24 protein-coding genes and 1 pseudogene are annotated in these 24,528 nt (G+C 68.1%); 9 read left to right on the top strand and 16 right to left on the bottom strand.

Annotation, left to right across the window (positions count from 1 at the left end; genetic code table 11):
* Positions 1-16 precede the first annotated feature (16 nt).
* Positions 17-1,645: a fatty acid--CoA ligase gene (locus tag A7U43_RS23670; protein WP_197499902.1), complete on the top strand. Its 1,629-nt coding sequence runs from the start codon at positions 17-19 to the stop codon at positions 1,643-1,645.
* Positions 1,646-1,696: 51 nt separating this feature from the next.
* Here A7U43_RS23670 and A7U43_RS23665 read toward each other — a convergent pair whose 3' ends face one another.
* Positions 1,697-2,557, bottom strand: a complete 861-nt coding sequence (locus A7U43_RS23665; protein ID WP_067999922.1) for a universal stress protein — start codon at positions 2,555-2,557, stop codon at positions 1,697-1,699.
* A gap of 21 nt (positions 2,558-2,578) precedes the next feature.
* Positions 2,579-4,087 (bottom strand): APC family permease, encoded by a 1,509-nt coding sequence (locus A7U43_RS23660; protein WP_067999920.1) that lies wholly within the window; start codon positions 4,085-4,087, stop codon positions 2,579-2,581.
* 122 nt (positions 4,088-4,209) lie between these two features.
* Between A7U43_RS23660 and A7U43_RS23655 the strand changes: the two genes are divergently transcribed.
* On the top strand, positions 4,210-5,115 hold the full coding sequence (locus A7U43_RS23655; RefSeq protein WP_067999918.1) for a sigma-70 family RNA polymerase sigma factor: 906 nt from the start codon (positions 4,210-4,212) through the stop codon (positions 5,113-5,115).
* Here the strand turns inward: A7U43_RS23655 and A7U43_RS23650 are convergent.
* Positions 5,106-5,696, bottom strand: a pseudogene (locus A7U43_RS23650) (carboxymuconolactone decarboxylase family protein); the annotation flags it as partial. The gene A7U43_RS23655 and the pseudogene A7U43_RS23650 overlap by 10 nt on opposite strands.
* A 76-nt stretch (positions 5,697-5,772) precedes the next feature.
* Between A7U43_RS23650 and A7U43_RS23645 the strand changes: the two are divergent.
* Together A7U43_RS23645 and A7U43_RS23640 are read left to right on the top strand one after the other, a co-directional pair.
* Positions 5,773-6,870: an AI-2E family transporter gene (locus A7U43_RS23645; RefSeq protein ID WP_067999915.1), complete on the top strand. Its 1,098-nt coding sequence runs from the start codon at positions 5,773-5,775 to the stop codon at positions 6,868-6,870.
* Between the two features lie 106 nt (positions 6,871-6,976).
* On the top strand, positions 6,977-7,876 hold the full coding sequence (locus A7U43_RS23640) for an endonuclease domain-containing protein (protein ID WP_067999913.1): 900 nt from the start codon (positions 6,977-6,979) through the stop codon (positions 7,874-7,876).
* A 22-nt stretch (positions 7,877-7,898) separates the two neighbouring features.
* Here A7U43_RS23640 and A7U43_RS23635 read toward each other — a convergent pair whose 3' ends face one another.
* Genes A7U43_RS23635 through sdhC form a run of 4 tightly spaced genes read right to left on the bottom strand, consistent with a single transcriptional unit; the run spans position 7,899 to position 11,347 of the window.
* Complete coding sequence (locus A7U43_RS23635) at positions 7,899-8,678, bottom strand: succinate dehydrogenase iron-sulfur subunit (protein WP_019510107.1); 780 nt, start codon at positions 8,676-8,678, stop codon at positions 7,899-7,901.
* A complete protein-coding gene (gene sdhA / locus A7U43_RS23630; RefSeq protein ID WP_067999911.1) occupies positions 8,678-10,432 on the bottom strand; it encodes a succinate dehydrogenase flavoprotein subunit in 1,755 nt (584 codons plus the stop codon). The genes A7U43_RS23635 and sdhA overlap by 1 nt, the downstream gene beginning before the upstream one ends.
* A 13-nt stretch (positions 10,433-10,445) precedes the next feature.
* Positions 10,446-10,922 (bottom strand): succinate dehydrogenase hydrophobic membrane anchor subunit, encoded by a 477-nt coding sequence (locus tag A7U43_RS23625; RefSeq protein WP_156526006.1) that lies wholly within the window; start codon positions 10,920-10,922, stop codon positions 10,446-10,448.
* The gene (gene sdhC / locus A7U43_RS23620) at positions 10,919-11,347 is read right to left on the bottom strand and encodes a succinate dehydrogenase, cytochrome b556 subunit (RefSeq protein WP_081843397.1); all 429 of its coding nucleotides are present in this window, start codon (positions 11,345-11,347) and stop codon (positions 10,919-10,921) included. The genes A7U43_RS23625 and sdhC overlap by 4 nt, the downstream gene beginning before the upstream one ends.
* 213 nt (positions 11,348-11,560) lie before the next feature.
* Between sdhC and A7U43_RS23615 the strand changes: the two genes are divergently transcribed.
* The 3 genes from A7U43_RS23615 (at position 11,561) to A7U43_RS23605 (ending at position 14,460) form a co-directional block, all read left to right on the top strand.
* Positions 11,561-11,959, top strand: a complete 399-nt coding sequence (locus A7U43_RS23615) for a cytidine deaminase (protein ID WP_068003581.1) — start codon at positions 11,561-11,563, stop codon at positions 11,957-11,959.
* Positions 11,960-12,029: 70 nt separating this feature from the next.
* Complete coding sequence (locus A7U43_RS23610) at positions 12,030-13,304, top strand: thymidine phosphorylase (protein ID WP_082902273.1); 1,275 nt, start codon at positions 12,030-12,032, stop codon at positions 13,302-13,304.
* 67 nt (positions 13,305-13,371) lie between these two features.
* Entirely contained in the window at positions 13,372-14,460 is a 1,089-nt protein-coding gene (locus A7U43_RS23605; RefSeq protein ID WP_067999909.1) for an adenosine deaminase, read from the top strand.
* Between the two features lie 85 nt (positions 14,461-14,545).
* Here A7U43_RS23605 and A7U43_RS23600 read toward each other — a convergent pair whose 3' ends face one another.
* The 5 genes from A7U43_RS23600 to A7U43_RS23585 all read right to left on the bottom strand — a co-directional run bounded on the left by A7U43_RS23600 (position 14,546) and on the right by A7U43_RS23585 (position 18,684).
* Positions 14,546-15,742, bottom strand: coding sequence for an IS481 family transposase (locus A7U43_RS23600; protein ID WP_067999907.1), 1,197 nt, complete (start codon positions 15,740-15,742; stop codon positions 14,546-14,548).
* Positions 15,743-15,854: 112 nt separating this feature from the next.
* Positions 15,855-17,120: a protein export chaperone SatS gene (satS, locus tag A7U43_RS23595; RefSeq protein ID WP_067999905.1), complete on the bottom strand. Its 1,266-nt coding sequence runs from the start codon at positions 17,118-17,120 to the stop codon at positions 15,855-15,857.
* Between the two features lie 19 nt (positions 17,121-17,139).
* On the bottom strand, positions 17,140-17,301 hold the full coding sequence (locus tag A7U43_RS29860) for a hypothetical protein (protein WP_156526005.1): 162 nt from the start codon (positions 17,299-17,301) through the stop codon (positions 17,140-17,142).
* Positions 17,298-18,383 (bottom strand): C40 family peptidase, encoded by a 1,086-nt coding sequence (locus tag A7U43_RS23590; protein WP_067999902.1) that lies wholly within the window; start codon positions 18,381-18,383, stop codon positions 17,298-17,300. The genes A7U43_RS29860 and A7U43_RS23590 overlap by 4 nt, the downstream gene beginning before the upstream one ends.
* Before the next feature lies 1 nt (position 18,384).
* Complete coding sequence (locus A7U43_RS23585) at positions 18,385-18,684, bottom strand: hypothetical protein (protein WP_068003574.1); 300 nt, start codon at positions 18,682-18,684, stop codon at positions 18,385-18,387.
* A 50-nt stretch (positions 18,685-18,734) separates the two neighbouring features.
* On the opposite strand from A7U43_RS23585, the gene upp reads away from it, so the two are divergent.
* On the top strand, positions 18,735-19,358 hold the full coding sequence (gene upp, locus A7U43_RS23580; protein ID WP_067999900.1) for a uracil phosphoribosyltransferase: 624 nt from the start codon (positions 18,735-18,737) through the stop codon (positions 19,356-19,358).
* 3 nt (positions 19,359-19,361) lie between these two features.
* Here upp and A7U43_RS23575 read toward each other — a convergent pair whose 3' ends face one another.
* Positions 19,362-20,951, bottom strand: a complete 1,590-nt coding sequence (locus A7U43_RS23575) for a phospho-sugar mutase (protein WP_067999897.1) — start codon at positions 20,949-20,951, stop codon at positions 19,362-19,364.
* The gene (locus A7U43_RS23570) at positions 20,948-21,397 is read right to left on the bottom strand and encodes a MarR family winged helix-turn-helix transcriptional regulator (RefSeq protein ID WP_067999895.1); all 450 of its coding nucleotides are present in this window, start codon (positions 21,395-21,397) and stop codon (positions 20,948-20,950) included. The genes A7U43_RS23575 and A7U43_RS23570 overlap by 4 nt, the downstream gene beginning before the upstream one ends.
* A gap of 91 nt (positions 21,398-21,488) precedes the next feature.
* On the opposite strand from A7U43_RS23570, the gene A7U43_RS23565 reads away from it, so the two are divergent.
* Positions 21,489-22,580: an AbrB family transcriptional regulator gene (locus tag A7U43_RS23565; protein ID WP_067999893.1), complete on the top strand. Its 1,092-nt coding sequence runs from the start codon at positions 21,489-21,491 to the stop codon at positions 22,578-22,580.
* On the opposite strand, the gene A7U43_RS23560 is transcribed toward A7U43_RS23565, so the two are convergent.
* Positions 22,540-23,331, bottom strand: coding sequence for a hypothetical protein (locus tag A7U43_RS23560; RefSeq protein ID WP_067999890.1), 792 nt, complete (start codon positions 23,329-23,331; stop codon positions 22,540-22,542). The genes A7U43_RS23565 and A7U43_RS23560 overlap by 41 nt on opposite strands.
* Entirely contained in the window at positions 23,328-24,473 is a 1,146-nt protein-coding gene (locus tag A7U43_RS23555) for an FAD-dependent oxidoreductase (protein ID WP_067999889.1), read from the bottom strand. The genes A7U43_RS23560 and A7U43_RS23555 overlap by 4 nt, the downstream gene beginning before the upstream one ends.
* Positions 24,474-24,528: the final 55 nt, after the last annotated feature.

Below are 24,528 nucleotides of genomic sequence, written 5' to 3'. Positions count from 1 at the left end.
CGCTAACATCGCCGGCGTGCTGTCCACCATGCAGAATTGGCCGTTGACCATCGCCGCGATCCTGCGGCACGCCTGCCGGGTGAACGGTGACCGGGTGGTCACCACCGCCACCGGCCACGGCGGATACCGCAGCCTCAGTTACCGCGAGCTCGGGGAACAGGTCGCCCAGCTGGCGCACGGACTGCGTGGGCTCGGTATCACCGGGGATCAGCGGGTCGCCACGTTCATGTGGAACAACGCCGAGCATCTGGCCGTCTACCTGGCCGCCCCGGCGATGGGTGCGGTGCTGCACACGCTGAACATCCGGTTGTCCGCCGAACAGATCGCCTTCATCGCCAACGAGGCCGAGGATCAGGTCATCGTCGCCGATGCATCGCTGGTGGGGGTGCTGGCGCCGGTGCTGCCGCTACTGGACACGGTGCACACCGTGATCGTGGCCGGGGACGCGGATGCCGGCGCGCTGAGCGGGCACGGCGTCACCGTGCTGCGCTACGAGGACCTACTGGCGGGCCACCCGACCGAATTCGACTGGCCCGAGGTGGACGAGAACTCCGCCGCCGCGATGTGCTACACCAGTGGCACCACCGGAAACCCCAAAGGTGTTGTCTACAGCCACCGTTCGACATACTTGCATTCGCTGTCCACCTGCACCGCCAACGCGCTCGACGTCGGCAGCGACGATATTGTGTTGCCCATCGTCCCGATGTTCCACGCGAACGCCTGGGGGCTGGCCTACGCGGCGCTGATGGCCGGCGCCGACCTGGTCATGCCGGACCGCTTCCTGGACGGTGCCTCGCTGATCGAGCTCATCGAATCGCGCCGGCCCACGCTGGCCGGCGCGGTGCCGACGATCTGGAACGACGTCATGCACTGCCTGGAAAAGAGCCCGGGACATGACGTTTCGTCACTGCGGTTGGTGGCCTGCGGTGGGTCTGCGGTGCCGCTGTCGCTGATGCAGACATTCGAGCGCCAGCACGGGGTGTACATCCAGCAGGCCTGGGGAATGACCGAGACCTCGCCGGTGGCCACCGTCGCCAGGCCGCTGCCCGGTGTTGCGGAGGACCGGCACTGGGAGATGCGCAGCACCCAGGGGCGGCCGATGTGCGGGGTCGAGATCCGGGTTGTCGATGACGCCGGAGACCCGCTGCCCGCCGACGGGGAATCGGTGGGCGAATTGGAGGTTCGCGGGCCGTGGATCACCGGGGGTTATTACCTCGGCCGGGACGCCGAGAAGTTCGACAGCGGGTGGCTGCGCACCGGTGACGTCGGGCGTATCGATGCCGACGGCTTCGTGACGCTGACCGACCGGGCCAAGGACGTCATCAAGTCCGGCGGTGAGTGGATCTCCTCGGTGGAGCTGGAGAATCACCTCATCGGGCACCCGGGCGTGCTGGAGGCCGCCGTCGTCGGCGTGCCCGACGAGCGGTGGCAGGAACGTCCGCTGGCCCTGGTGGTCCTGCAGGAGGGCGTCGTGCACACCGCCGAGGAGCTGCGGGACTTCCTGGCCGACAAGGTGGTTCGCTGGTGGTTGCCGGAGCGGTGGGCCTTCGTGGACCAGGTGCCCCGCACCAGCGTCGGCAAGTACGACAAGAAGACCATCCGGTCCCGATACGCCGACGGCGCCTACGAAGTCATCACCCTGTAGCGATTCGTGGAGTCTTAGCCGTAATGGTTACGGGTAAAACTCCACAAATCGCTATTCGTCGCGCGGGATGACGATCACCGGCGCATCGGTACCCGCCAGGATGCGCGATGCCGTGGACCCCAGGAAGATTCGCTTCGGTGCGGCGAATCTGCTGGAGCCGACAACCAGCACGTCGGTATCGCCCCAATTGAGCTTCTTGAGCGCGGACTCCAGCGTCATGCCCTCGGCCACCAGCGATTCGATATCCGGTGACTCCGGCAGCGCCCGGGCGGCCACCGCCATGTTCTCTTGCGCGGCGTCGATCTGCATCTGCCGCAGTTCCTTGAGGTCTTCGGCCTCGGCCAGGTTCTCGGCGGATACCAGCGAGACCATCCGGATCGGGAGGTTCGCCGCGCTGGCCAGCGTGATGGCGAACGGCAACGGATTGTCGTCACCGGCCTTGCTGGGCACCGCGGCGGTGATGGCCTCGATGCGTTCGGGTGCATCGTCGGCATAGCCGCGCGGCGCCAGAGCGATGGGGATGGTCGAACTGTGCAGCAGCGCACTGGACACCGGACCGATGACATGCCCGCCGAAGAAGCCGTCGCGGGCGCCGCCGACCACGATGAGGTCCGATTGGTGTTCCTCGGCGAACTGCAGCAGTGTTTCGGCGAACGATTCGCCCACCAGGACATGGGCATTGACCGAGTCGGCGACGCCGGTGAGGGCGGACACCGCCTTGGCGATCCACTCCTGGCCCCGTGTGATGAGCAGCTTTTGGTATTGGGCGCGCCCCGGATGGCCATCCGGAAGTTCCTCGCGCACCACCAGCACGACATCGACGTCGGCGCGGAACGTGCGCGCCAACGCCGCCGCCAGTGCGACGCCGTCGTCGCCGGTCGGGGTCGCCAGGTATCCCACTGTCAGATGCATGGTGCTGCCTGTTCTTTCGTATCAGTACACATCGGGGACTTTGACTTCGGTGCGGGCGTTGAGTGTTTCGCCGCGGAAGAAACGTTTGGTGCCGAAGGCGAAGCAGGCCAGCATGAGCGGCACGCCGAGCACCAGCATGCCGACGCCGAGCACGAACACGCCGCCGATCGGACCGAACGCGGTGTAGCCGTAGTCGGGGGCGATCATGTCCTTGGCGCTGATGCCGAACGCGACGGCCATCGCCAGCCCGCCCAGCAGCGGGAAGATGCCGCGGAAGAACAGGTTTCGGACCGAGGAGAACAGCGTCGCGCGGAAGTACCAGACGCAGGCGAACGCGGTGATGCCGTAGTAGAACGCCACCGCCAGGCCCAGCGAAGCCACCGAATCGGCCAGCGCGTTCTCGGAGAGGAACGTCAGGACCAGGTAGAAGAACAGCGCCATCGCGCCCATCACGATGGTGCCGAAGGCGGGGGTCATGTACTTGGGGTGGACATTGGCGAATCGTTTCGGCAGTGCCTCGTAGACCGCCATCGACAGGGTGCCGCGGGCGGTCGGCAGGATGGTGGTCTGGGTGGACGACAGCGCCGACACCGACACGGTGAGCAGCAGCAGCGACGCCAGAATCGAACCGCCCACCGGCCCGCCGAGCACGGTCAGCACATCGTCGGTGTTGTTGGGGTTGTTCAGGCCGATTCCCACGACGCTGAACCCCGAGAACGATTGCACGGCGTAGGCCACCAACACGTAGGTGCAGACCAGAATCAGGGTGGTGATGACCGCGGCGATCCCGGGCGTCTTGCCGGGATTCTTGGTCTCCTCACCGACGGCCAGGCAGGCGTCCCAGCCCCAGTAGATGAAGATGCACAGGATGATCGCCGCCGCGATGGAGGACACGTCGAGGCCCGACGGCCACAGCCACGACAGTTGCGGGGAGACGGCCTGAGCCCCCGCGGTGCCGGTGAACACCCGGGCCAGAGCCCAGATGCTGGCGATGATCAACACGCCGAACTGGATGACGATGAGCACGTTCTGCATCCGCTCGGACACCACCACGCCGCGGGCGCTGACCAGGGTCATCGAGATGATGAAGAACGACCCGAGTGCCACCTTGGCGAACAGATTCTCGGCGAGCGCGTCCTGGCCGAGGAACTTGAACAGGTAGATGGCCGCCACCTCGGCGACGTTGGCCAGCACGATGATCGCCGAGACGGCCAGGCCCCACCCGCCGATCCAGCCGATCCACGGGCCGAAGGCCTTGGTGCCCCAGGTGAAGGTCGTCCCGCAGTCGGGGGTGTCCTGCGAGAGCTCCTTGTAGGCGAAGGCCACCAGCAGCATCGGGATGAAGGCCAGCACGAACATCGCCGGTGCCTTGTCGCCGACGTTGAGCACCACATACCCCAGCGTGGCGGCCAGGCTGTACGCGGGTGCCACCGCAGCCAGCCCGATCACCACATTGCCGACCAGACCCAGCGCCCCGGCTTGCAGACCCTTGTCTGTGGTCATCGGTGCCGGTTGTTCCGCGATTGCCATTTGCAGGAATATACGGTTTCAGTTGTCTGCATGGGTAGATACGACGAAAAGGTTTTCTTTGAGGTAACACGACGACGGATTCGCTTCTTTAGGTGACTTTTCAACAGTCCTAGACTCAGCGTGTGACCGCGCACGCATGGGCCGACGAATTCGAGGCCCTGCGTCCGCATCTGCTCGCCGTCGGATATCGCCTGACCGGGACATACGCCGACGCCGAGGACATTGTGCAAGACGCCTGGCTGCGCTGGCACGGTTGCGCCGAGGACATCGCCGATCTGCGGGCCTGGCTGACCACGGTGGTCAGCCGGTTGGGGTTGGACCGGCTACGTTCGGCCGCCCACCGCCGCGAGGCCTATGTCGGGCAGTGGCTGCCCGAGCCGGTGGTCACCGGATTCGGCCGCGACGACCCGCTGGCCGCCGTGGTGGCCGGCGAGGACGCCCGGTTCGCGGCCATGGTGGTGCTGGAGCGCCTGACCCCGGACCAGCGGGTGGCCTTCGTCCTGCACGATGGTTTCGGTGTCCCGTTCGGCGATATCGCCGACGTGCTCGACGTCAATGCCGCGGCCGCGCGTCAGTTGGCCTCACGGGCACGCCGTGCCGTTCAGCAGGCACCGCCTCCGGTATCCGACGGCACCCACGACGAGGTGGTCGGGTCGCTGATGGCCGCGCTGGCCGATGGCGATCTCGACGCCGCGGTCCGGCTGCTGCACCCCGACGTCACCTTCACCGGGGATTCGAACCGGCGGGCTCCCACGGCCGCACGGGTCATCCACGGACCCGACAAGGTGGCGCGCTTCCTGTTCGGGCTGGCGCAGCGGTACGGGCCGAACTGGCTCGCGGGCAATCAGCTTGCGCTGATCAACGGCGAGCTCGGCGCCTACACCCCGGGTGCCGCCGCGCTCGACGGCTACCCGGAGCTGATGCCGCGCATCACCGCGATGACGATCCGGGACGGAAAGGTCTGTGCGCTCTGGGATATCGCGAACCCGGACAAGTTCACCGCCTCTCCGCTGCGCGGTCAGCTCTGATCGGCCCACGGGATACGGCACGCGTCGCCCGAGCTGAAACCCTGCTCGGTGATACCCAGCGCCGAGTACATCCGGGCCCGCATGTTCTCCACGCCGATCTGATATGTCAGCTCGATCACACCGTCGTCGCCGATCCGCTGCCGTAGGTCGGCCACCTGCTCGTCGGTCACGGTGTGCGGATCGGTGGTGATCGCGTCGGCATAGCCGATCGCGGCGCGCTCGTCATCGCTGAACGACGGCGATGTCGCGTAGTCGTCGATGTGCTTGAGCCGATCGACGTCCAGGCCATCGAGACGCTGCAGCATCGCACCGAAGTCCACGCACCAGGAGCAGCCGATGGTGCGGGCGGTCCAGAACACCGCAAGTTCGCGCACGCTGGTGGGAAGCCTCGTCGATCCGGCCTGCAGCATCGCCTCGTGCACGCCGTTGGCGATCAGCAGCCGGGGATGGTGGGCGGCGACGGTGAAGGGTTCGGGCACCTCGCCGAACCGCCGCTTGGCATAGCGGTACATCATCCGGGTGAGCGGTCCGGCGTGGGCGGGGGTCAGTGCAGGAATTCTCGTGGTCATAACGGGTAGACGAAACAGCGAGCCAGATTGTGACGGGCATAAGCCGTTCGAACCGGGCGCGGGCGGGTAGAGAGGAACCGTGACTGACATGCCGCCGAGCCGAGGCTCGGTATTCGGGGCCCACCTTCGATCGGCTGCCGTGGTATCCGTGCAGATCGTGGCGGTGTCCGCCGCGCTGTGGATCTTCGCCTGGCTACTCGGCGAGGGGTGGGTGATCATTCTGCCCGTCGCCCTGGCGGTGGTGATCTGCACCGTGCTCTGGCCGCCGGTGCGGTGGATGCGGGCCAAGGGTCTGCCGCCGGCCGCAGCCGCGCTGAGCATGTTGCTGGTCGCCCTGGCCGTGATCGGCGGCCTGATCGCCGCGGTGGCCCCCGCCATCGTGGAGCAGTCCACCGAACTCGCCGAGCAGGCGAGCGCCGGGGTGGTGCAGGTGCGTGACTGGCTGGGCGGCCCCCCGCTGAACATCAGCCAGGCGCAACTTGATTCGGCCGTCACCGCTATCAACGACCAGCTGAACTCCAGCAGCTCCCAGATCGCAGCGGGAGTGTTCACCGGCGTGGGCGCGGCGACATCGGCACTGGTGACCGTCTTCACCACCGTCGTGGTGACGTTCTTCCTCCTCAAGGACGGGCCGCAGTTCATCCCGTGGCTACGGCGGTCCGTCGGGCATCCCGCGGCCCCCCACCTGGCCGAGCTGCTGCAACGCATCTGGTCGAGTCTGGGCGGATTCATCCGCACCCAGGCGTTGGTCAGCTTCGTCGACGCCGCGCTCATCGGGATCGGGCTGGTGATCCTGGGTGTACCCCTGGCCTACGCCCTGGCCATCGTCACGTTCATCGGTGGCTTCGTGCCGATCGTCGGCGCGTTCGTCGCCGGCGGTCTCGCCGTGCTGATCGCCCTGGTGGCCAACGGCCCCGTCGTCGCCCTGATCGTGCTGGGCATCATCGTCGCGGTGCAGCAGTTGGAGGGCAACGTGCTGCAGCCGTGGCTGCAGTCCAAGTCGATGAAACTGCACGCCGTGATCGTGCTGCTGGCGGTCACGCTGGGGGCGTCGACCTTCGGTGTCGTCGGGGCGTTCCTGGCGGTCCCGGTGGCCGCGGCGCTGGCCGTCATCATCCGCTACTACGACGAGCAGGTGGCCGAACGGGCGGGGGAGAACATCGGGCCGGAGCTTCCGCCCGAGTAGCACCGGCCAATCTGAAGTAGATGGCGAGAGTGGCGGGAGTTTCCGCGAACTAGTTCAGATTCGGCGGAGGGGGAACCTGCTGGCGTTGCGCTGCGTCTGAATCCACATGGTGTTTCTGGGATCGGAGGCGCTGGCGGCCGGCGCGGTCACCCGGCATCAGCTGACTCATCACCATGAGATGTTGCATCGTGACGTGTACATCGCCCGCGGGGCCGAACTGACTCCCAGCGACAAAGCGCGTGCGGCGTGGTTGTGGTCCCGGCGGCGAGCCGTCGTGGCCGGACTCTCCGCCGCGGCGCTGCACGGCTGCAAGTGGATCGACGCCGCCGAGCCGGCCGAACTGAATCAGCGCAGCCAGCACAAGGTGGCCGGCATCATGCTGCACTGCGAGCGATTGGATTCCGCCGAGATCAGCGTCGTCCACGGCATACCCGCGACGACGCCGGCCCGGACGGCCTTCGACCTCGGGCGACGGCGGGGCCCGGTGAGTGCTGTGCTGCGCCTCGACGCATTACTGCAGGCGACCACGCTCACGGTCACCGACGTGCGTGCGCTCATCGGTTCGCACGGGGGCGCCCGCGGAGTCGTCCAACTGCGCCACGTGCTCGCGCTCGCCGATGACGGAGCCGAGTCGCCCCAGGAGACCCGTCTGCGGTTGGTTCTGACCAAGGCCGGGATGCGCCCGTCGCGAACCCAGATCGAGGTGTACGACGAGTACCGCTTCATCGGCCGGCTCGACATGGGTTGGCCCGAGTGGAAGGTCGGTGTGCAGTACGACGGTGCGCAGCACTGGACCGACCCCCGCCAGCGCGCACGGGACATCGAACAGGATGCGCGGTACCGGGAACTGGGGTGGCGGATCATCCGGGTGGATGCCGATCTGCTGCGGCGCCGTCAGCTGACGATAATCCGCCGCGTGCGAGGCGATCTGGACGCCGCCGGGGCACCCCATCCGTTGCCCAATATGAAGAAGATGGCGAGATTTCTGGGAAATCTCGCCATCTAGTTCAGACTCGGGCGGACCGAACCTAGCGCGCGAACATCAGCGCGCGCTTGACCTCTTGGATCGCCTGGGTGACCTGGATGCCACGCGGGCAGGCCTCGGTGCAGTTGAACGTGGTGCGGCAGCGCCACACCCCGTCGACCTCGTTGAGGATGTCCAGGCGCTCGGCGGCGCCCTCGTCCCGCGAATCGAAGATGAACCGGTGTGCGTTGACGATCGCGGCCGGCCCGAAGTAGGAGCCCTCGCTCCAGTACACCGGGCACGAGGTGGTGCAGCACGCGCACAGGATGCACTTGGTGGTGTCATCGAAGCGGGCCCGATCGGTCGCGCTCTGGACGCGCTCCTTGGTCGGCGCGTTGCCGCTGGTGATCAGGAACGGCTTCACCGCGCGGTAGGCGTCGAAGAAGGGCTCCATGTTCACGATCAGATCCTTTTCCACGGGCAGCCCGCGGATCGGTTCGATCGTGATGGTCAGCGCCTTGGAAGCCTTCTTGGGCAGCAGATCCCGCATCAGCACCTTGCACGCCAACCGGTTCACCCCGTTGATGCGCATGGCGTCCGACCCGCACACGCCGTGCGCGCAGGACCGGCGGAACGTCAGGGTGCCGTCGAGGTACCACTTCACGTAGTGCAGCAGGTTGAGCAGCCGGTCGCTCGGCAGGCACGGGACACGGAAGCTCTGGTAGCCGGCCTCGTCGGGGGCATCCGGGTTGAACCGGGCGATCTTCAGCGTGACCATCACCGCACCGTCGGGGACGGGCGGCAGCTCGGGGCTCTTGGTGTCGGGTTCAATGACAGCAGTCATCAGTACTTCCGTTCCATCGGCTCGTAGCGGGTCTGGACCACGGGCTTATAGTCCAGCCGGATATCGCTCAGCAGATCGGTGCCCTCTTTGTAGGCCATCGTGTGACGCATGTAGTTGGTGTCGTCCCGGTTCGGGTAGTCCTCGCGCGCATGGCCGCCACGGGATTCCTTGCGGTTGAGCGCACCGACGACGGTGACCTCGGCCAGCTCCAGCAGGAAGCCCAGCTCGATGGCTTCCAGCAGATCGCTGTTGTAGCGCCTGCCCTTGTCCTGCACCGTGATCCGCGAGTAGCGCTCCTTGAGCGCATGGATGTCGGTCAGTGCCTGCTTGAGCGTCTCTTCGGTGCGGAACACCGCGGCGTTGTTGTCCATCGACTGCTGTAGCGCGGTGCGGATATCGGCGACACGCTCGTTGCCGTGCTCGGAGAGGATGTCGCCGACCCAGTCGACGACCATGCTCGCCGGGTTCTCCGGCATGTCGACGTGGTTGTGGTTGAGCGCGTACTCGGCGGCCGCGATGCCGGCGCGGCGGCCGAACACGTTGATGTCGAGCAGCGAGTTGGTGCCCAGCCGGTTGGAGCCGTGCACCGACACACACGCGCATTCACCGGCGGCGTACAAACCGGGGATGATGTTGGTGTTGTCGCGCAGCACCTGGCCGTTGACGTTGGTCGGGATGCCGCCCATCACGTAGTGGCAGGTGGGGTACACCGGCACCAGTTCGGTGACGGGGTCCACGCCGAGGTAGGTGCGGGCGAACTCGGTGATATCGGGCAGCTTCGCCTCCAGCACGTCCTCACCGAGGTGGCGCACGTCGATGTAGACGTAGTCCTTGTTCGGTCCGGCGCCGCGGCCTTCGAGTACCTCGAGCACCATCGAGCGGGCGACGATGTCACGCGGGGCCAGGTCGACGATGGTCGGTGCGTAGCGCTCCATGAAGCGCTCACCGTCGGCGTTGAGCAGACGGCCGCCCTCGCCGCGCACGGCCTCGGAGATCAGGATGCCCAGCCCGGCAAGACCTGTCGGGTGGAACTGGTGGAACTCCATGTCTTCCAGGGGCAGTCCCTTGCGGAAGATGATGCCCAGGCCATCACCGGTGAGGGTGTGCGCGTTGGAGGTGGTCTTGTACATCCGCCCCGATCCGCCGGTGGCGAAGACGATCGCCTTGGCGTGGAAGACGTGGATGTCACCGGTGGCCAGCTCGTAGGCGACCACGCCGGTGGCCACCGGGCCGCCGGGGGTGTCGGTCAGGACGACGTCGAGGGCGTAGAACTCGTTGAAGAACTCGACGTCGTGCTTGACGCAGTTTTGGTACAGGGTCTGCAGGATCATGTGGCCGGTGCGGTCGGCGGCGTAACAGGCCCGGCGGACCGGGGCCTTGCCGTGGTCGCGCGTGTGACCGCCGAAGCGGCGCTGGTCGATTCGGCCCTCGGGGGTGCGGTTGAACGGCATCCCCATCTTTTCCAGGTCATAGACCGCGTCGATGGCTTCCTTGCACATGATCTCGACGGCGTCCTGGTCGGCGAGGTAGTCCCCGCCCTTGACGGTGTCGAAGGTGTGCCATTCCCAGTTGTCGTCCTCGACGTTGGCCAGCGCGGCGCACATGCCGCCCTGGGCGGCGCCGGTGTGACTGCGGGTCGGGTAGAGCTTGGTCAGCACCGCGGTGCGGGCGCGCGGTCCGGCCTCGACGGCCGCGCGCATGCCGGCGCCGCCCGCGCCGACGATGACGACGTCGTAACGATGTTCTTGAATCATCCTGCGTCCCTAGCTAGATATTGGCGTCGAACGTGACGAGCACGTAGCTGCCCAGCACCAGTGTGAAGCCGGTGGCCAACAGCAGCAGTGAGTTCAGCCAGAACTTGGTGGTGTTCTTGCGGGCGTAGTCGCCGATGATGGTGCGCATCCCGTTGGCGCCGTGGATCATCGCCAGCCACAGCAGCGCCATGTCCCAGATCTGCCAGAACGGCGAGGCCCAGCGCTCGGCGACATAGTTGAAGTCGATGCGGTACACGCCGTCTTCCCAGAGCAGCATGATGAACAGATGGCCCAGCGCCAGGAACACCAGGGCGACGCCGGAGAACCGCATGAACAGCCAGGCGTACTTCTCGAAGTACGGGATGCCGCGCGGCCTGCGCGGTGCGCGCGGGTGATCGAGGCTCGCCGGCCGGTCGTGCTCTTTCTCCTGCACCGGGGCGATGCGCCCCTCCTTGTGGTGCGGGGTCCAGGCGCCCGCTGCCTCGCTCACAGGAACCGCTCCGCCATGTGCATACCGATCACTCCCAGGGACGGGATCATCACGGCCAGCCACACGCCGGCGATGACCCACAACATCTTGCGCTGATACTTGGGCCCCTTGGCCCAGAAGTCGATCAGGATGACCCGGATGCCGTTGAGTGCGTGATACAGCACCGCGGCCACCAGGCCGATCTCCATGAGCCCGATGATCGGCGTCTTGTAGGTCTCGATGATCGAGTTGTACGCCTCGGGGCTGACCCGGACCAGTGCGGTGTCGAGCACGTGCACCAGCAGGAAGAAGAAGATCGTGGCACCGGTGATGCGGTGCAACACCCAGCTCCACATGCCTGGGTCGCCGCGGTACAGACTGCGGCGGCGCGCCGGTTTCGCTCGCGGTGCCGGGATATCGGATTCCGCGGCCGTGGCTGTGCTCATTGAGTCCTCCAACGCCTTCGGTGGACGGTTGGGGAGAAGGCTGATTCCGTCCCCAAACCTCGGGGCGACTCTAATCCCATTTGGGGCCGCTGAAGAACTAGCCTGGGTGTCCAGGCACCCCTCTTACCACAAAGTTAGGGTTACCTACCTTGGTCCACCGTTCGGTGGGGGCTGTGTTCGGAATGCATTCAGATGAAGATGAACGGACATCGAATGACTGCTGAAATCGATTGGATTGCACTGCGCGACAAGGCGATTGATGCCTCCCGGCGGGCCTATGCACCATACTCCAGTTTCCCGGTCGGGGCGGCGGCAATCGTCGACGATGACCGGATCATCCTCGGATGCAATGTGGAGAATGTCTCATATGGCCTAGGTCTCTGTGCGGAGTGCGCTGTGGTCTGCGCCCTGCATTCCGGCGGTGGCGGACGGCTGGTGGCGCTCAGTTGTGTGGCCGCCGACGGGGCCCCGCTGATGCCGTGCGGTCGGTGTCGGCAGGTGCTCTACGAGCACGGCGGGCCGGAATTGTTGATCGACCATCCCGGCGGCCCGAAACGGCTCGCCGAACTGCTGCCCGACGCCTTCGGGCCGTCCGATCTGGAGCGAGCATGACCCCGAAGCCGAGCGGGAGTGAGGATCGCAGCGAGGTACGAGCGAGGACCGGAGCGAGTGGGAGGCGAGCATGACATTCGATGCGCCGACGGTGATCAGGACCAAACGCGATGGTGGTGTGCTCTCCGATGCCGCGATCGACTGGGTGATCGCCGCCTACACCGACGGTCGGGTCGCCGACGAGCAGATGTCGGCCCTGTTGATGGCGATCTTCCTGCGCGGCATGACCGGTGCGGAGATCACCCGGTGGACGACGGCCATGATCGCGTCGGGCGAACGGTTCGACTTCGGTGATCTGGGACGTCCGTTGGTGGACAAGCACTCCACCGGTGGGGTCGGCGACAAGATCACCATCCCACTGGTACCGGTGGTACTGGCTTGTGGCGCCGCGGTCCCGCAGGCCGCCGGGCGCGGGCTCGGCCACACCGGTGGCACGCTCGACAAGTTGGAAGCGATCCCGGGTTTCACCGCAGAACTGTCCAAAGCCCGCATCCGCCAACAACTCTGCGAGGTCGGTGCCGCGATCTTCGCCGCCGGCGCGCTGGCGCCCGCCGACCGCAAGATCTATGCGCTGCGCGATGTCACCGCGACCACCGAATCGCTGCCGCTGATCGCGAGCTCGGTGATGAGCAAGAAGCTCGCCGAGGGTGCGCAGACTCTGGTGCTCGACGTCAAGGTGGGCCGCGGGGCGTTCCTGAAGACCGAGGCCGAGTCGCGCGAGCTGGCCGCGACCATGGTCGCGCTCGGCAACGACTCCGGGGTCCCGACCAGGGCGCTGCTGACCGACATGAACCGGCCGCTGGGACGCGCGGTCGGCAACGCCGTCGAGGTCGCGGAGTCACTGGAGGTGCTCGCCGGCGGCGGCCCGGCCGATGTGGTCGAACTGACGCTGGCACTGGCCGGCGAGATGCTCGCTGCCGCGGGCATCGACGGGGTGGATCCGGCCCAGACGCTGACCGACGGCACCGCCATGGACCGGTTCCGGGCGCTGGTCGCCGCGCAGGGCGGTGATCTGTCCGCGCCGCTGCCGATCGGGGCGCATTCGGAGAGGGTGCTGGCGCCCACCGGGGGTGTGATGGGCGATATCGATGCGATGGCCGTCGCCATGGCGGCCTGGCGCCTCGGGGCCGGCCGGGCCGGGCCGGGCGATCCCGTGCAGCCCGGTGCCGGGGTGCAGATCCACCGTCGCCCCGGTGAACCCGTCGCCGCCGGGGACACGCTGTTCACGCTGTACACCGACACCCCCGAGCGACTGGCGCCGGCGCTGGCCGAGCTCGACGGTGGGTGGATCATCGGATTGCGGGCGCCGACGCTCGGTCCGCTGATCATCGACCGCATCGGTTAGCGGTCGGGTCGGCGACACTTGGGTGAACTGGGCTGCCGAACGGCGCCGGCGCGGGCAAGATGGGTAGATGAGTACGCCACTGACGCTGGACCTCATCCGCCAGGCGCCCAAGGCCCTGTTGCACGATCACCTCGACGGCGGCCTGCGGCCGGCCACCGTGCTGGAGCTGGCGCGCGAGGTCGGCTACGACGAGTTGCCGGCCGATGACGCCGACGAGTTGGCGACCTTCTTCCGGACCGCCGCGCACAGCGGTTCCCTGGTCCGCTATCTGGAACCCTTCGCGCACACCGTCGGGGTGATGCAGACGCCGGACGCGCTGTACCGGGTGGCTTACGAATGCGTGGAGGACCTCGCCGAGGACAACGTCGTCTACGCCGAGATCCGATTCGCCCCCGAACTGCACATCGACGGCGGGCTCTCGCTGGATGCGGTGGTCGACGCCGTGCTCGACGGTTTCGCGGCGGGAGAGAAGGCGGCCGCCGCTGCGGGCCGCGCGATCGTGGTCCGCTGCCTGGTCACCGCGATGCGCCACGCCGCGCGGTCCCGCGAGATCGCCGAGCTGGCGGTGCGGTTCCGCGACCGCGGGGTGGTCGGATTCGACATCGCCGGCGCGGAGGCCGGCTATCCGCCGAGCCGACACCTGGACGCCTTCGAATACATGCGAAGTAACAACGCGCGCTTCACTATTCACGCGGGCGAGGCGTTCGGGCTGCCGTCCATCCACGAGGCCATCGCGTTCTGCGGGGCGGACCGGTTGGGCCACGGTGTGCGTATCGTCGACGACATCACGGTCACCGAGGACGGCACCTTCGAGCTGGGCCGGCTGGCGGCACTGCTGCGGGACAAGCGAATTCCGCTGGAATTGTGTCCGAGTTCGAATGTGCAGACCGGTGCCGTCGACAGCATCGCCGAGCACCCGTTCGACCTGCTGGCGCGCGCCAGATTCCGGGTCACGGTGAACACCGACAACCGGTTGATGAGCGACACCACCATGAGCCAGGAGATGATGCGCCTGGTCGAAGCGTTCGGCTACGGCTGGAGCGACCTGGAACGATTCACCATCAACGCGATGAAATCGTCGTTCCTGCATTTCGACGAGCGCCTCGCGCTCATCGACGGGGTGATCAAGCCCCGCTACGCGGTGCTCATCGGCTGACGATTTGTGGAGTTTTAGCCGTAACCATTCCGGTGTGGTGTCTCGGGACATCGTTGACACTTATGTCTCGGGACATCGCTGACACCTATGGTGCCGGTTGGGGTTCTCGGGTGCGATAGCTTCTGGTGTTCTTGTCGCCAGGTTGGTACTTGCGGGTGGGGTCGACAGTGAGTGTCCGGACCAGGCGGTTGCCGCTGAAGATGATGATGTGCTCGCCGTCGCGGATGCTGTCGCACGTGTGGCCGGCCCACCGTAAGCCGACGTTGACGTCGTAGGGCGCCACGAAGAGCCGTCCGGTTTTACGGTCGACGGTGTGTCGGGACACGAATACCGGTGCAGGCAGTGGTCGGTCGATGGGACGGGCTGCGGCTGTGGCGTGAAAGGCCTCAGCCGGGGTCGCTCCTTTGAGCGCGCGGTGGGGCCGGTGGTGGTTGTAGAAGCCGCGGAACTGCTCGAGTAGATCGTTGAGGTCATCGATGGTGGCTGCTGGGTCGCGCGCGTTGAGCCACTTTTTCAGTGTCTGCCAGAACCGTTCGATCTTGCCGCAGGTCTGCGGATGAAAGGGCGCGGAGTTGATGGTGCGCACACCAAGGGCTCGTAGGTTGCGCTCGAACGCGGATTCATGCGCGTGGAATCTTCCGGTGTAGACGATTCCGTTGTCCGACAATGACATCGACGGCACACCACACTCGGCTATGCCAGCGATGATGACCGACCAGACGAGGTCACCGTCGGCGTCACCGCGAGCTGCGCGCAATCCCACCAGGTAGCGGGAGTGATCATCGAGGGTGCCCGCGATGGCCACCGCGCTGCCATCCGCCAGTGACCATTGGGTCCAATCGGACTGCCAACATTCGTTGGGCCGGGCGAAGGTGAACCGTTTGGTCGCCGACTTGGGACGCTTCTGGGGCTGCGGGGTGATCGCTCCACGGCGGGTCAAGATCTGCCAGACCGTCGATGGCGAGGGCACTGAGTGTATTCCGTCGCGTTGCAGCGCCCACACAATCGACTGGGCACCATGATCTTTGCCCGCTTCGAGCAATTGTTTGCGCCGCCGCAGCACAAGATCTTCGATCTCGGGAGAAGTCTGACCCGGTGAGGTCAACGGGCGACGCGAACGATCGCGTAGCCCGTCAACCCCTTCGTCCTGGAAGCGCTGACGATACTTGTAGAACGTCTGTCGACTGATCTGCTCCTGGCGGCAGAACTGCGCCACGTTTTCTATCTGCCCGGCCAGCGCCGCAGCCATACGAATGTCCATCGCCGTCACCTTCTGGGCCATGAACCATGCTGGTCCACGCCCTACTCAGGTGTCAGCGATGTCCCGAGACATATCAGTGTCAGCGATGTCTCCGAACAGCACACCGTAACCATTCCGGCTAAAACTCCACAAATCACTCGGGGCGGAGCCGGGATTCGACGAAACGCTCCAGCTCTTCCCACTGGTCCACGGCTGCTGCCGGGGAACCCTTGGGCTTGGGCTGGGCGGGGTCCAGCACGTGCTCGACGAACGCGCCCAACGGCTGATCGCTCTGCAATGCCTTCGACACGCTGGGGTCCTGGGCGTAATCGCCGACGTCCCTGAGGAATTCCAGCGCCAGGTCGAGCTGGTCGCGGTCGACCGCCTCGGGGCCGTCGGCGATATCGTCGGCCAGCCCGGACAGCACGTAGATGTTCTCGTCGGTCACCTCGACGCGCAGTGAACCGTCGGTGGCGGCGGTGCGGATGATCTCGTAGGAACTGAAGCCGGAGAGGTCGCTCTCATGCTCGTCGGCCAGGTAGCGGGCCAGTGCCCGCTCGGAGTTGAAGACACTGATGCGACCGTTGCGGCCCAGGAAGCGGGGGTCGTCGCCGACGTAGCAGCGCAACGTGTACAGCGTGCCACCGCTGGTCATGACGCGGATGGGGTCGATACCGACCTGGGTCCAGAAATCCTTGTCGCTGCCCAGGACCTGGCGCTCGGCCTCGGCCTCCAGCGCCTCGCTCTCCTCCTCGGTGTCCACCTCGCCCTCGATGATCACCTCGTCGTCATCGTCGATGACGAGGTCGTCGATTTCGGGAGCGGGTTCGGCGAGTTCGGCTTCGGCCTTTGCCGATGCCGCCTCGGGAACATCGGGCGTCTTCACCAGGGCGTCGATGGCGTCGATGACACCGTCCCAGGCCCGGCCGATCACCGCTTCGATCTCGGCCCACCGCTTACGTCCGGCGCGGCCATTGAACGCCTCGACGCCACCGCCGATGGTGCCGAGCACCGGGTTGCCGTTGAACATCTTGGTCACGGTGGGCAGATCGCACACCGACCCGATGGACGACACGAACCCCAGGGCGCCGCGCAGCGTCCTGACGGAATCCTCGGTGGGCTTCTCGGCGACCAGCTCGGGGACACCGATCAGGTCATGCTGCTGGTCCTCGGCGGGGGCGAACCGGTGCGCGTTGGCCTGGGTCAGCTTCTCCCATGCGGGGTGATCGGTGAGGTCGTTGTCGCTGTCGGTGCGCACGAACGCCGCCAGGTCGGCAACCGACTCGAAGGCGAAGATGTCTTCGTCCTTGCCGAGGAACGCCTCCCATTCGTCGCCGGCATCGCGCCAGCGCGGAGCCCACAGGGTGTACAGGTCGCCATTGGTCAGTCCGATCCGGACCGGCACGATGTCAGCCGCCATGGCGCACAGCGTAACGATGTCAGCTGGGGTCTTCGGAGGGTCGTCCACCCAAACGCTCGAGCAGACGGACTTTTCCCGGTTCCTCCGTGCGCTCGGCGGCGATCCGGTCGAGGGCCTCGGCGTGGGCGCGCACCGCGGCCACGGTGTCCTCAAGGGTGCGACGCAGCGCGTCGATCCTCATGCGGTGGGCCGCCAGAATCCCTGGAAACCCTGCCCGGCGTTGGTGGTTCTGATCGCCGACAACTGGACCGGGTCACCGGCCTCCACCATGACGCCGTTGCCGACCACCATGGCCACGTGACCGTCCCATACGGCCAGGTCACCGGGGCGCAGCGAGTCGGAGTCGACGGCCGCGCCGATATCCTGCTCCTGGGCCAGCCGCGGGATGTCCAGCCCGGCCTGGTGATAGGCCCACTGGGTGAGCCCGCTGCAGTCCAGCCCGACCCCGGCCGTCGTTCCGCCCCACTGATAGGGCACCCCGAGTTGGGTGAGCGCGTGCCGCACGGCGCCGGCGGCGACGGCGTTGGGGGCCGTGACGGTGCTGCCGTCGGGCAGGGTGACCGCGACACCCGCACCGAACTGCGCGGCATCCGGCACGTCGTCACGCAGCGCGGTGAAGGCGGCCTCGGTCACCGGCGCCGGAGCCGGCCCGGAGCCCGTCCCGCCCACCGGCCCGGACCCCGTCCCGCCCACCGGCCCGGATCCCGTCCCGAAACCCGGTGCCGAGCCCGGCACCGATCCGCCGCTGCCGGCCGGGGCCACACCGGCGGGCGCGGCGCCCGTGAGGTTGTGCGCGCCGGCGTCGAGTTCGGAGCGCAGCTCCTCGAGCATCCGCAACGCCCGGGCCAACGCCTCGCGCGCCTCGTCGACGAGTTGTTCGGCGGCCCCCGGGCGCTCCAGCGCGGTCTCCAGTGCCGCGGCACGGGCCTCGAAATCGGCGATGAGACGCTGCAGTGCGGCCCGCACCCGTGCGACGGCCTCGGTGGCCGCCGCGACCTCGGCACCCAGCGCCGCGACCCGGTCGCCCAGCAGACGGGCCGTGGCGACCGCGCGTCCCAGACGGTCGGCGGCCGAGGCGGCTGCGCTGCCGTTCCAGGACGTCAGCATCTGCTCACCGGTCCCGGCGATCGCCGCGGCGGCGGCATCCAGCTGCTGCGCCCACCCGGCCAACGCGGCCGCCGGCGGCCCCGGCGGCCCGGACCCGACGAGGGCGAGCAGCTGGTGCAGCGGCGCGCTGAGGGTGGCGGTGAGGGCGCCAGGCATGTCAGCCCCCGAGCGTGCCGAGGGAATGGTCGGCCCGGCGCTCGGCGTCGGCATAGCCGGCGGCCGTCGCCGCGGCGGTGTGGGCGGCCCCGGTGAGATCGGCGCCCAGCCCGCTCGCCGCGCGGGCGGCATCGGCGAGTGCCGCCGCCAGCGCGGTCAGAAAGTCGGCGCCGACGGGGCCGAGGGCGGCCACGCACGGTTCGGCGGCCCCGGGCAGGCCGGCGGCGATGGCATCGAACTCGGCCGCGCGGCGGGCGAGGCCGGCGCGGGCGGCACCGATGGCCGCGGTATCAGCGATCATGTGGATATGACGCGCGCCGCGGCCGTTCGGTTCCACTAATCTTCTGGCCCATGGATGTGCGCATCGTCGATCACCCGCTGGCTGCTGCCCGGCTCACCACGCTGCGTGACGAGCGCACCGACAACGCCGGCTTCCGGGCGGCGTTGCGGGACTTGACCCTGATGCTGATCTACGAGGCGACCCGCGGTGCGGCGACCGAGCCGGTGCCCGTCCGCACCCCGCTCACGGACACCACGGGCACCCGACTGGCCAACCCGCCGCTGCTGGTGCCGGTACTGCGGGCCGGCCTCGGGATGGTGGACCAGGCGCACGCGCTGATCCCCGAGGCGCAGGTCGGTTTCGTGGGGATGGCGCGCGACGAGGACACCCATCAACCCATGCCCTATCTGGCGTCGCTGCCCGAAGATCTCAGTGCTCGCTCGGTTTTCGTGCTGGACCCGATGTTGGCAACGGGTGGTTCGATGGTGCACACCGTCGACCTGCTGCGTGCCCGTGGAGCTGTCGACATCACCGCGGTATGTGTGGTGTGCGCACCGGAAGGCATTGCGGCGCTGGAGAAGGCGGCGCCCGCAATGAGGTTGGTGACCGCGACCGTCGATGACGGGCTCAACGAGATCGCCTATATCGTCCCGGGGCTGGGCGACGCCGGGGATCGCCAGTTCGGCCCGCGCTGACCGTTACCAGCGGGCGGCGGCCGCCTCCAGCTCGGTGCGCAGCCGTGCGGCGTGTGCCCGTGCGGTGACCAGGTCCGCTGTGGGTTCGCAGCGCACCTCGATATAGGACTTCAGCTTCGGCTCGGTGCCCGAGGGCCGCACGACGACGCGGATCCCCGCACCGGTGAACACCAGTGCGTCGGTGCGCTGTTGACCGCGTCGCCGACTCAGGTCGTCCAGGTCCACCGCGATACCGGCAAGGGCGGCCGGCGGGTCGGCGCGCAGCGCCGCCATCGCCTGACCGGCGTCGGGCACCCGGCGCGAGACCGCCCCGGTGAGGTGTACGCCGTGCCGGCGGGCCAGGTCATCCAGGGCGTCGGTGATCGTCCGGCCCTGTGCGCGCAGCGCCGCCACCAGATCGCAGATCAGCACCGCTGCGCTGATACCGTCCTTGTCGCGCACGGCATCCGGGTCGACGCAGTGCCCGATGGCCTCTTCGTAGGCATAGACCAGGGCCGTGCCCGGCGCGGTGGCGCGGGCGAGCCATTTGAAACCGGTGAGCGTCTCGGCGTGGTGCGCACCGTAACTCGCGGCGATGGCCGACAGCATGCGCGAGGACACCACCGTGCTGGCCACCAACGCCGACGACGGATCGGTCAGCTGGGAGAGCAGGTAATCGCCGAGTAGCCAGCCGGTTTCGTCACCGGTGAGCATGCGCCAGCCCCGGGGCCCCCCGTCCGGCACGCCCACCGCGCATCGGTCTGCATCGGGATCCAACGCGATGGCCACCTCGGCGCCGACCTCGGCCGCCAGTGCCAGCAGCAGATCGGTCGCGCCGGGCTCCTCGGGGTTGGGGAACGCGACGGTGGGAAAGTCCGGATCGGGGGCGAACTGGGCCTCGACGACGTGCACGTCGTCGATACCGGCCAATGCCAGCGCATCCAAGGCGAATTCGCCGCCCACTCCATGCATGGGGGTCAGGGCCACCCGGGCCGGTCCGGCCGCGCGGCGCACGGAGGCGGCCCGCTCCAGGTAGGCCGCGACGATATCGGTACCGCTCGATGCCACCGGGGTGCGGCCGATCGTGTCGGCATGCGGGGCCCGGGTGATCGCCGTCTCGATCTCGCGGTCGGTGGGGGAGATGATCTGCAGCCCACCGTCGACGAAGACCTTGTAGCCGTTGTCGTTGGGCGGATTGTGCGAGGCGGTGATCTGCACGCCCGCCCCGGCGCCGAGGCGCCGCACGGCGAACGCCACCACCGGTGTGGGCGCCGGCGTGTACAGATAAATGACCGAAAAGCCTTCGGCGGCAAGCACTTCCGCTGCAGCATGAGCGAAGGCTTCGGAGCCGTGCCGGGCGTCACGGCCCACGACCACCAGCGAACCGCCCAGGCAACGATCTTTGAGAACCTGGGCCAGCGCCCAGGTGGTGCGCACCACGACCGCGATGTTCATGCCGTCGGGCCCACCGCGCAGGGGGCCCCGCAATCCGGCGGTGCCGAAGGTCAGCGGATGGGCGAACCTGTGGGCGATCTCGTCGGGGTCGCAGGATGCCAGCTCGGCGGCGGTGACCGGGTCGGGGTCGTGAGCGATCCAGTCCTGTGCCGAGGTCATGTCCCGATTGTGCCCGCTTCGGCATCGGCCAGCTTGCGCAGCACGGGGGCCACCAACAGCAGCAGCCCGAATTCCAGCTCGGTGAGGTTCTCGCGCATCGCGGTGTGCAGCCAGGCGTCCCGTTCGGCCCGGTCGGCAGCCAGCAGCGCGCCGCCCGCCTCGGTGAGCTCGACGAGTTGGCGGCGCCGGTCGACGTCATCGGTGCGGCGGCACACCAGCCCGGCGGCGGCCAGCCCGTTGATGCTGTCGGTGAGCGACTGCACGCGCACGTGCATCCGGCCGGCGAGTTCGGCGGGGGTGGCGGCGCCGGTACGGGTCACCTCGGCCAGCACCTGCATCTGGCTCAGGGTGAGGCCGTGGTCGGGGCGGTGTCGTCGGAGCTGGCGGGCGACCGCCATCACCGATTCCCGCAGTTCGGTCGCTGTCGACGTGTCAGGCTGCGCCATATACCAAGTTATACCTTAATAATTTGGCGTGATAGTGCAGTTTGCAGCCAATTAAAGACAAGGGCATACTTGTTATCGAAGGGGGCGCTCGGTGGCGGGAAAGTGGCTCGGATTGGCGAAGTGGGTCCTGCTGGCGGCCCTCAGCGTGGCGGCCACTGGGGCGCTGACCGCACTCGGGGTGCCGTCGGCGGGCCTGTTCGCCGCCCTGGTGGTGGGCATCGCGCTGGCGCTGATGAATCTGGCCCCCGCGCGGGTGCCGCGCACGGTGGGCATCGCCGCGCAAGGGGTGCTGGGCGTCTACATCGGCACCATGGTCTCCCGGGACGCCGTCGGCGCGCTCGGCCCGCACTGGCTGCTCGTGCTCGGCGTCGCGGTGGCGACCCTGCTCATCAGCGTGCTGTTCGGGACATTGCTGGGCCTGCGTCGCGAGGTGAGTCCGCTGACCGGTTCGTTGGCCATGGTTGCCGGCGGCGCCTCCGGGCTGGTGGCCATCGCCCGCGAACTCGGCGCCGACGACCGCGTGGTGGCCGTCGTGCAGTACCTGCGGGTGGCGCTGGTGACGGCGTCCATGCCGATCGCGGTGACCCTGATCTACCGCGCCGAGCGCACCGACCACACCGTGATCATCGACCAGACATCGGTGACACCTTGGTATCTCAGCGTTCTGGTGATCGCGGGCCTGGCGCTGGTGGGGGACACCGCCGGGAAGTTGATCCGGCTGCCCGGTGCCGGCCTGCTCGGGCCGCTGGCGCTGACCGTCGCGCTGCAACTGAGCGCGGTGCCGTTCGACCTGAACGTGCCCGCCGCGCTGGTCCAGATCGGCTACCTGGTGATCGGATGGCAGGCCGGGGTGGCGTTCACCCGCCAATCCCTGCGCGCGGTCGGCCGCACGCTTCCCGCGGCGCTGGCGCTGATCGTGGTGCTGACCGTGGCCACCGCCGGACTCGGAGCGCTGTTGGCGCACCTCGCCGGCCTGACCCCGCTGGAGGGGTATCTGGCGACCAGCCCGGGCGGGGTCTACGCAGTCCTGGCCACCGCCGTCGAGACCGGCTCCAACGTGACGTTCATCATCGCCGCGCAGGTGGTGCGCATCCTGATGATGTTGTTCGCCGCGCCGTTGATGGCCAGGGCGATCGCGCGGCTCAGCGAGCGGGTCCGCCCCCGCGCCGCCCTCGGCGTGTGAGTCGATCTCGCGAGCCCCGGCGCCGGTAGATGATCGGCTGCGCGGCCACGCCGTTGGCCGCGAAGTTGGCGAGCACGAACGACCGGAACTCCGGGTGGAACAGCAGCACCGGCAGAAAGTCGCGCAGCCGCGGCCAGCTGGCATGGTTGATCACGCGGTAGTCGTCGGGTTCGCCGGGCAGCGGCCGCAGCAGGGTCGAGTTCGGCAGAGCGGTACGCCGCTGGAACCACCCGGCCGTGTACCTCCACACCTCGAAGACGGTCCTGGCGTCCTCGCAGTGAAAGTAGTTGAACAAGAACCAGTGATTGCTGCCGTGGTCGACGTCGGCGATACGGGCCGCGTTACCGGCGCCGACGCGGTAGCCGTACCGGGCGATGCGTTCGATGTCGGCGCCCAGTGCGCGGAAGGTGGCATCGGCGCGTACCGCGCCGACGGCGTCGATATCGGCGGTCCGGATCAGGACCACGAGGTCGTGCCGGGCCGGGCGGGCACCGGCGCGGGCCAGCAGCGCGGCGCCCGCCCCGGGTGGTCGGAGTGCACCGCCGAACACGACCGCCTCCAGCACGTCGTCGCGGTGCGTGAGTTCTGCGCACCACTCGGCGGCGCGTGCGAGCGCCTGCCGGCGCGATCGACTGGGCCAGGGGAAAGGCCCTGCCCACCGGCCGATCTCCGCAGCGATCAGCAGGTACCCGAAGTCGTTGGGCGCGGTGAGCGTGACCGGCACCGCGTGCTCCTCATCGACGATCTTCATCGCCGGTCCAGTCCGGACAGCTGCAGCGCGAGGCGGCGGCGCGGTGCCGGCACCGCGCCGACCACCCGCAGCGCCGCGTTGCGCAGCGGGCGTCCGCGGGCGGACAGCGTGGCCAGCCCGGTGAGCCGATCGGCCAGCCGCACCACGCGCTCGGCGGCCTGACGGCGCTGGGTGTCGTAGCCCGCCAGCGCTGTGCGCCCGTGACCGAGTAGCGCACCGGACAAGCACTCGGCGGCCGTCACGGCGTCCTCGATGCCGAGATTCATGCCTTGTCCGCCGGCCGGAGAATGGACATGCGCGGCGTCGCCGGCGAGCAAGACCCGCCCGGCGCGAAAGCTTTCGGCGACGCGGTGATGCACCCGGAACCGAGAGCCCCACTGCACGTCGTGCACCACGGCCGAGCGGGATCGCGGTCCGCGCTCATCGAGCAACCGCTGCACGAAGGCGGCATCGGGCACCTCCGGGGCGTCGTCGACGGTGGCCACGATGCGGTACCGGTCATCCGGCAACGGAGCGAGCACCATGAGGCCGGCCGGGGCGAAATAGAGGATCACCTCATCGACCGGGACGCCGCCGGACAGCCGCACGTCGGCCAGTACGAAGGACTCGGCGTAGGTGCTGCCGCTGAACGCGCTTCCGATCTGTTCGCGGATCGTGCTGCGCACGCCGTCCGCGCCGATCAGGTAGCGGGCAGGTATGCGCTGACCGTCGCGCAGCGTTGCGGTAACACCGTCGGGTCCCTGGTCGACGGCGCTCACCGAGGCCGGACGGGTCACCCGTCCGCCGAGGTCGTGCAGGCGTTTCAGGAGAAGGGTCTCGGTTTCGGCCTGCGAGATCATCAGGGTGTACGGGTAGGGCGTCGGCAGTGTGTCGAACGGGATGGACATCAGCAGGTCGTCGCGGTCGCGGACGGTGAAGGTCGGGATGTGGACGCCCCGGGCGACCAGCTCGGGTGTCACGCCGTAGGGCTCGAGCAGTTCCAGCGTGCGCGAGTGCACCACCGCCGCGCGTGAGGTGTTGGCGCCTTCGGTCTGGCTGTCGAGCACCGTCACCGCGTGTCCGCGCTGGGTGAGCACGATCGCGGCGGTCAGGCCGACCGGTCCGGCGCCCACCACCAGGACGTCCGTCTGTTCGGTGGTCATCTCTCCTCCTAAGTCAACAAACGTTGGTCAACGTGTGTTGACTACGTTAGGGGCG

The sequence above is a fragment of the Mycobacterium adipatum genome (assembly GCF_001644575.1).
GTDB lineage: Bacteria > Actinomycetota > Actinomycetes > Mycobacteriales > Mycobacteriaceae > Mycobacterium > Mycobacterium adipatum.
The sequence above is the reverse complement of the archived record's forward strand: the minus strand, read 5'-3'. Positions and strand labels throughout refer to the sequence as shown.

Excerpts from the sequence above, each read along its gene's own strand:
- A7U43_RS23665 (WP_067999922.1), bottom strand. The coding sequence starts at position 2,557 with ATGCATCTGACAGTGGGATACCTGGCGACCCCGACCGGCGACGACGGC.
- A7U43_RS23600 (WP_067999907.1), bottom strand. The coding sequence starts at position 15,742 with ATGGCCCAGAAGGTGACGGCGATGGACATTCGTATGGCTGCGGCGCTG.
- A7U43_RS23615 (WP_068003581.1), top strand. The coding sequence starts at position 11,561 with ATGACTGCTGAAATCGATTGGATTGCACTGCGCGACAAGGCGATTGAT.
- A7U43_RS23585 (WP_068003574.1), bottom strand. The coding sequence starts at position 18,684 with ATGATCGCTGATACCGCGGCCATCGGTGCCGCCCGCGCCGGCCTCGCC.
- A7U43_RS23610 (WP_082902273.1), top strand. The coding sequence starts at position 12,030 with ATGACATTCGATGCGCCGACGGTGATCAGGACCAAACGCGATGGTGGT.
- A7U43_RS23640 (WP_067999913.1), top strand. The coding sequence starts at position 6,977 with ATGGTGTTTCTGGGATCGGAGGCGCTGGCGGCCGGCGCGGTCACCCGG.
- A7U43_RS23605 (WP_067999909.1), top strand. The coding sequence starts at position 13,372 with ATGAGTACGCCACTGACGCTGGACCTCATCCGCCAGGCGCCCAAGGCC.
- A7U43_RS23660 (WP_067999920.1), bottom strand. The coding sequence starts at position 4,087 with ATGGCAATCGCGGAACAACCGGCACCGATGACCACAGACAAGGGTCTG.
- A7U43_RS23555 (WP_067999889.1), bottom strand. The coding sequence starts at position 24,473 with ATGACCACCGAACAGACGGACGTCCTGGTGGTGGGCGCCGGACCGGTC.
- A7U43_RS23645 (WP_067999915.1), top strand. The coding sequence starts at position 5,773 with ATGCCGCCGAGCCGAGGCTCGGTATTCGGGGCCCACCTTCGATCGGCT.
- sdhC (WP_081843397.1), bottom strand. The coding sequence starts at position 11,347 with ATGAGCACAGCCACGGCCGCGGAATCCGATATCCCGGCACCGCGAGCG.
- satS (WP_067999905.1), bottom strand. The coding sequence starts at position 17,120 with ATGGCGGCTGACATCGTGCCGGTCCGGATCGGACTGACCAATGGCGAC.
- A7U43_RS29860 (WP_156526005.1), bottom strand. The coding sequence starts at position 17,301 with ATGAGGATCGACGCGCTGCGTCGCACCCTTGAGGACACCGTGGCCGCG.
- A7U43_RS23575 (WP_067999897.1), bottom strand. The coding sequence starts at position 20,951 with ATGACCTCGGCACAGGACTGGATCGCTCACGACCCCGACCCGGTCACC.
- A7U43_RS23635 (WP_019510107.1), bottom strand. The coding sequence starts at position 8,678 with ATGACTGCTGTCATTGAACCCGACACCAAGAGCCCCGAGCTGCCGCCC.
- upp (WP_067999900.1), top strand. The coding sequence starts at position 18,735 with ATGGATGTGCGCATCGTCGATCACCCGCTGGCTGCTGCCCGGCTCACC.
- A7U43_RS23570 (WP_067999895.1), bottom strand. The coding sequence starts at position 21,397 with ATGGCGCAGCCTGACACGTCGACAGCGACCGAACTGCGGGAATCGGTG.
- A7U43_RS23590 (WP_067999902.1), bottom strand. The coding sequence starts at position 18,383 with ATGCCTGGCGCCCTCACCGCCACCCTCAGCGCGCCGCTGCACCAGCTG.
- sdhA (WP_067999911.1), bottom strand. The coding sequence starts at position 10,432 with ATGATTCAAGAACATCGTTACGACGTCGTCATCGTCGGCGCGGGCGGC.
- A7U43_RS23560 (WP_067999890.1), bottom strand. The coding sequence starts at position 23,331 with ATGAAGATCGTCGATGAGGAGCACGCGGTGCCGGTCACGCTCACCGCG.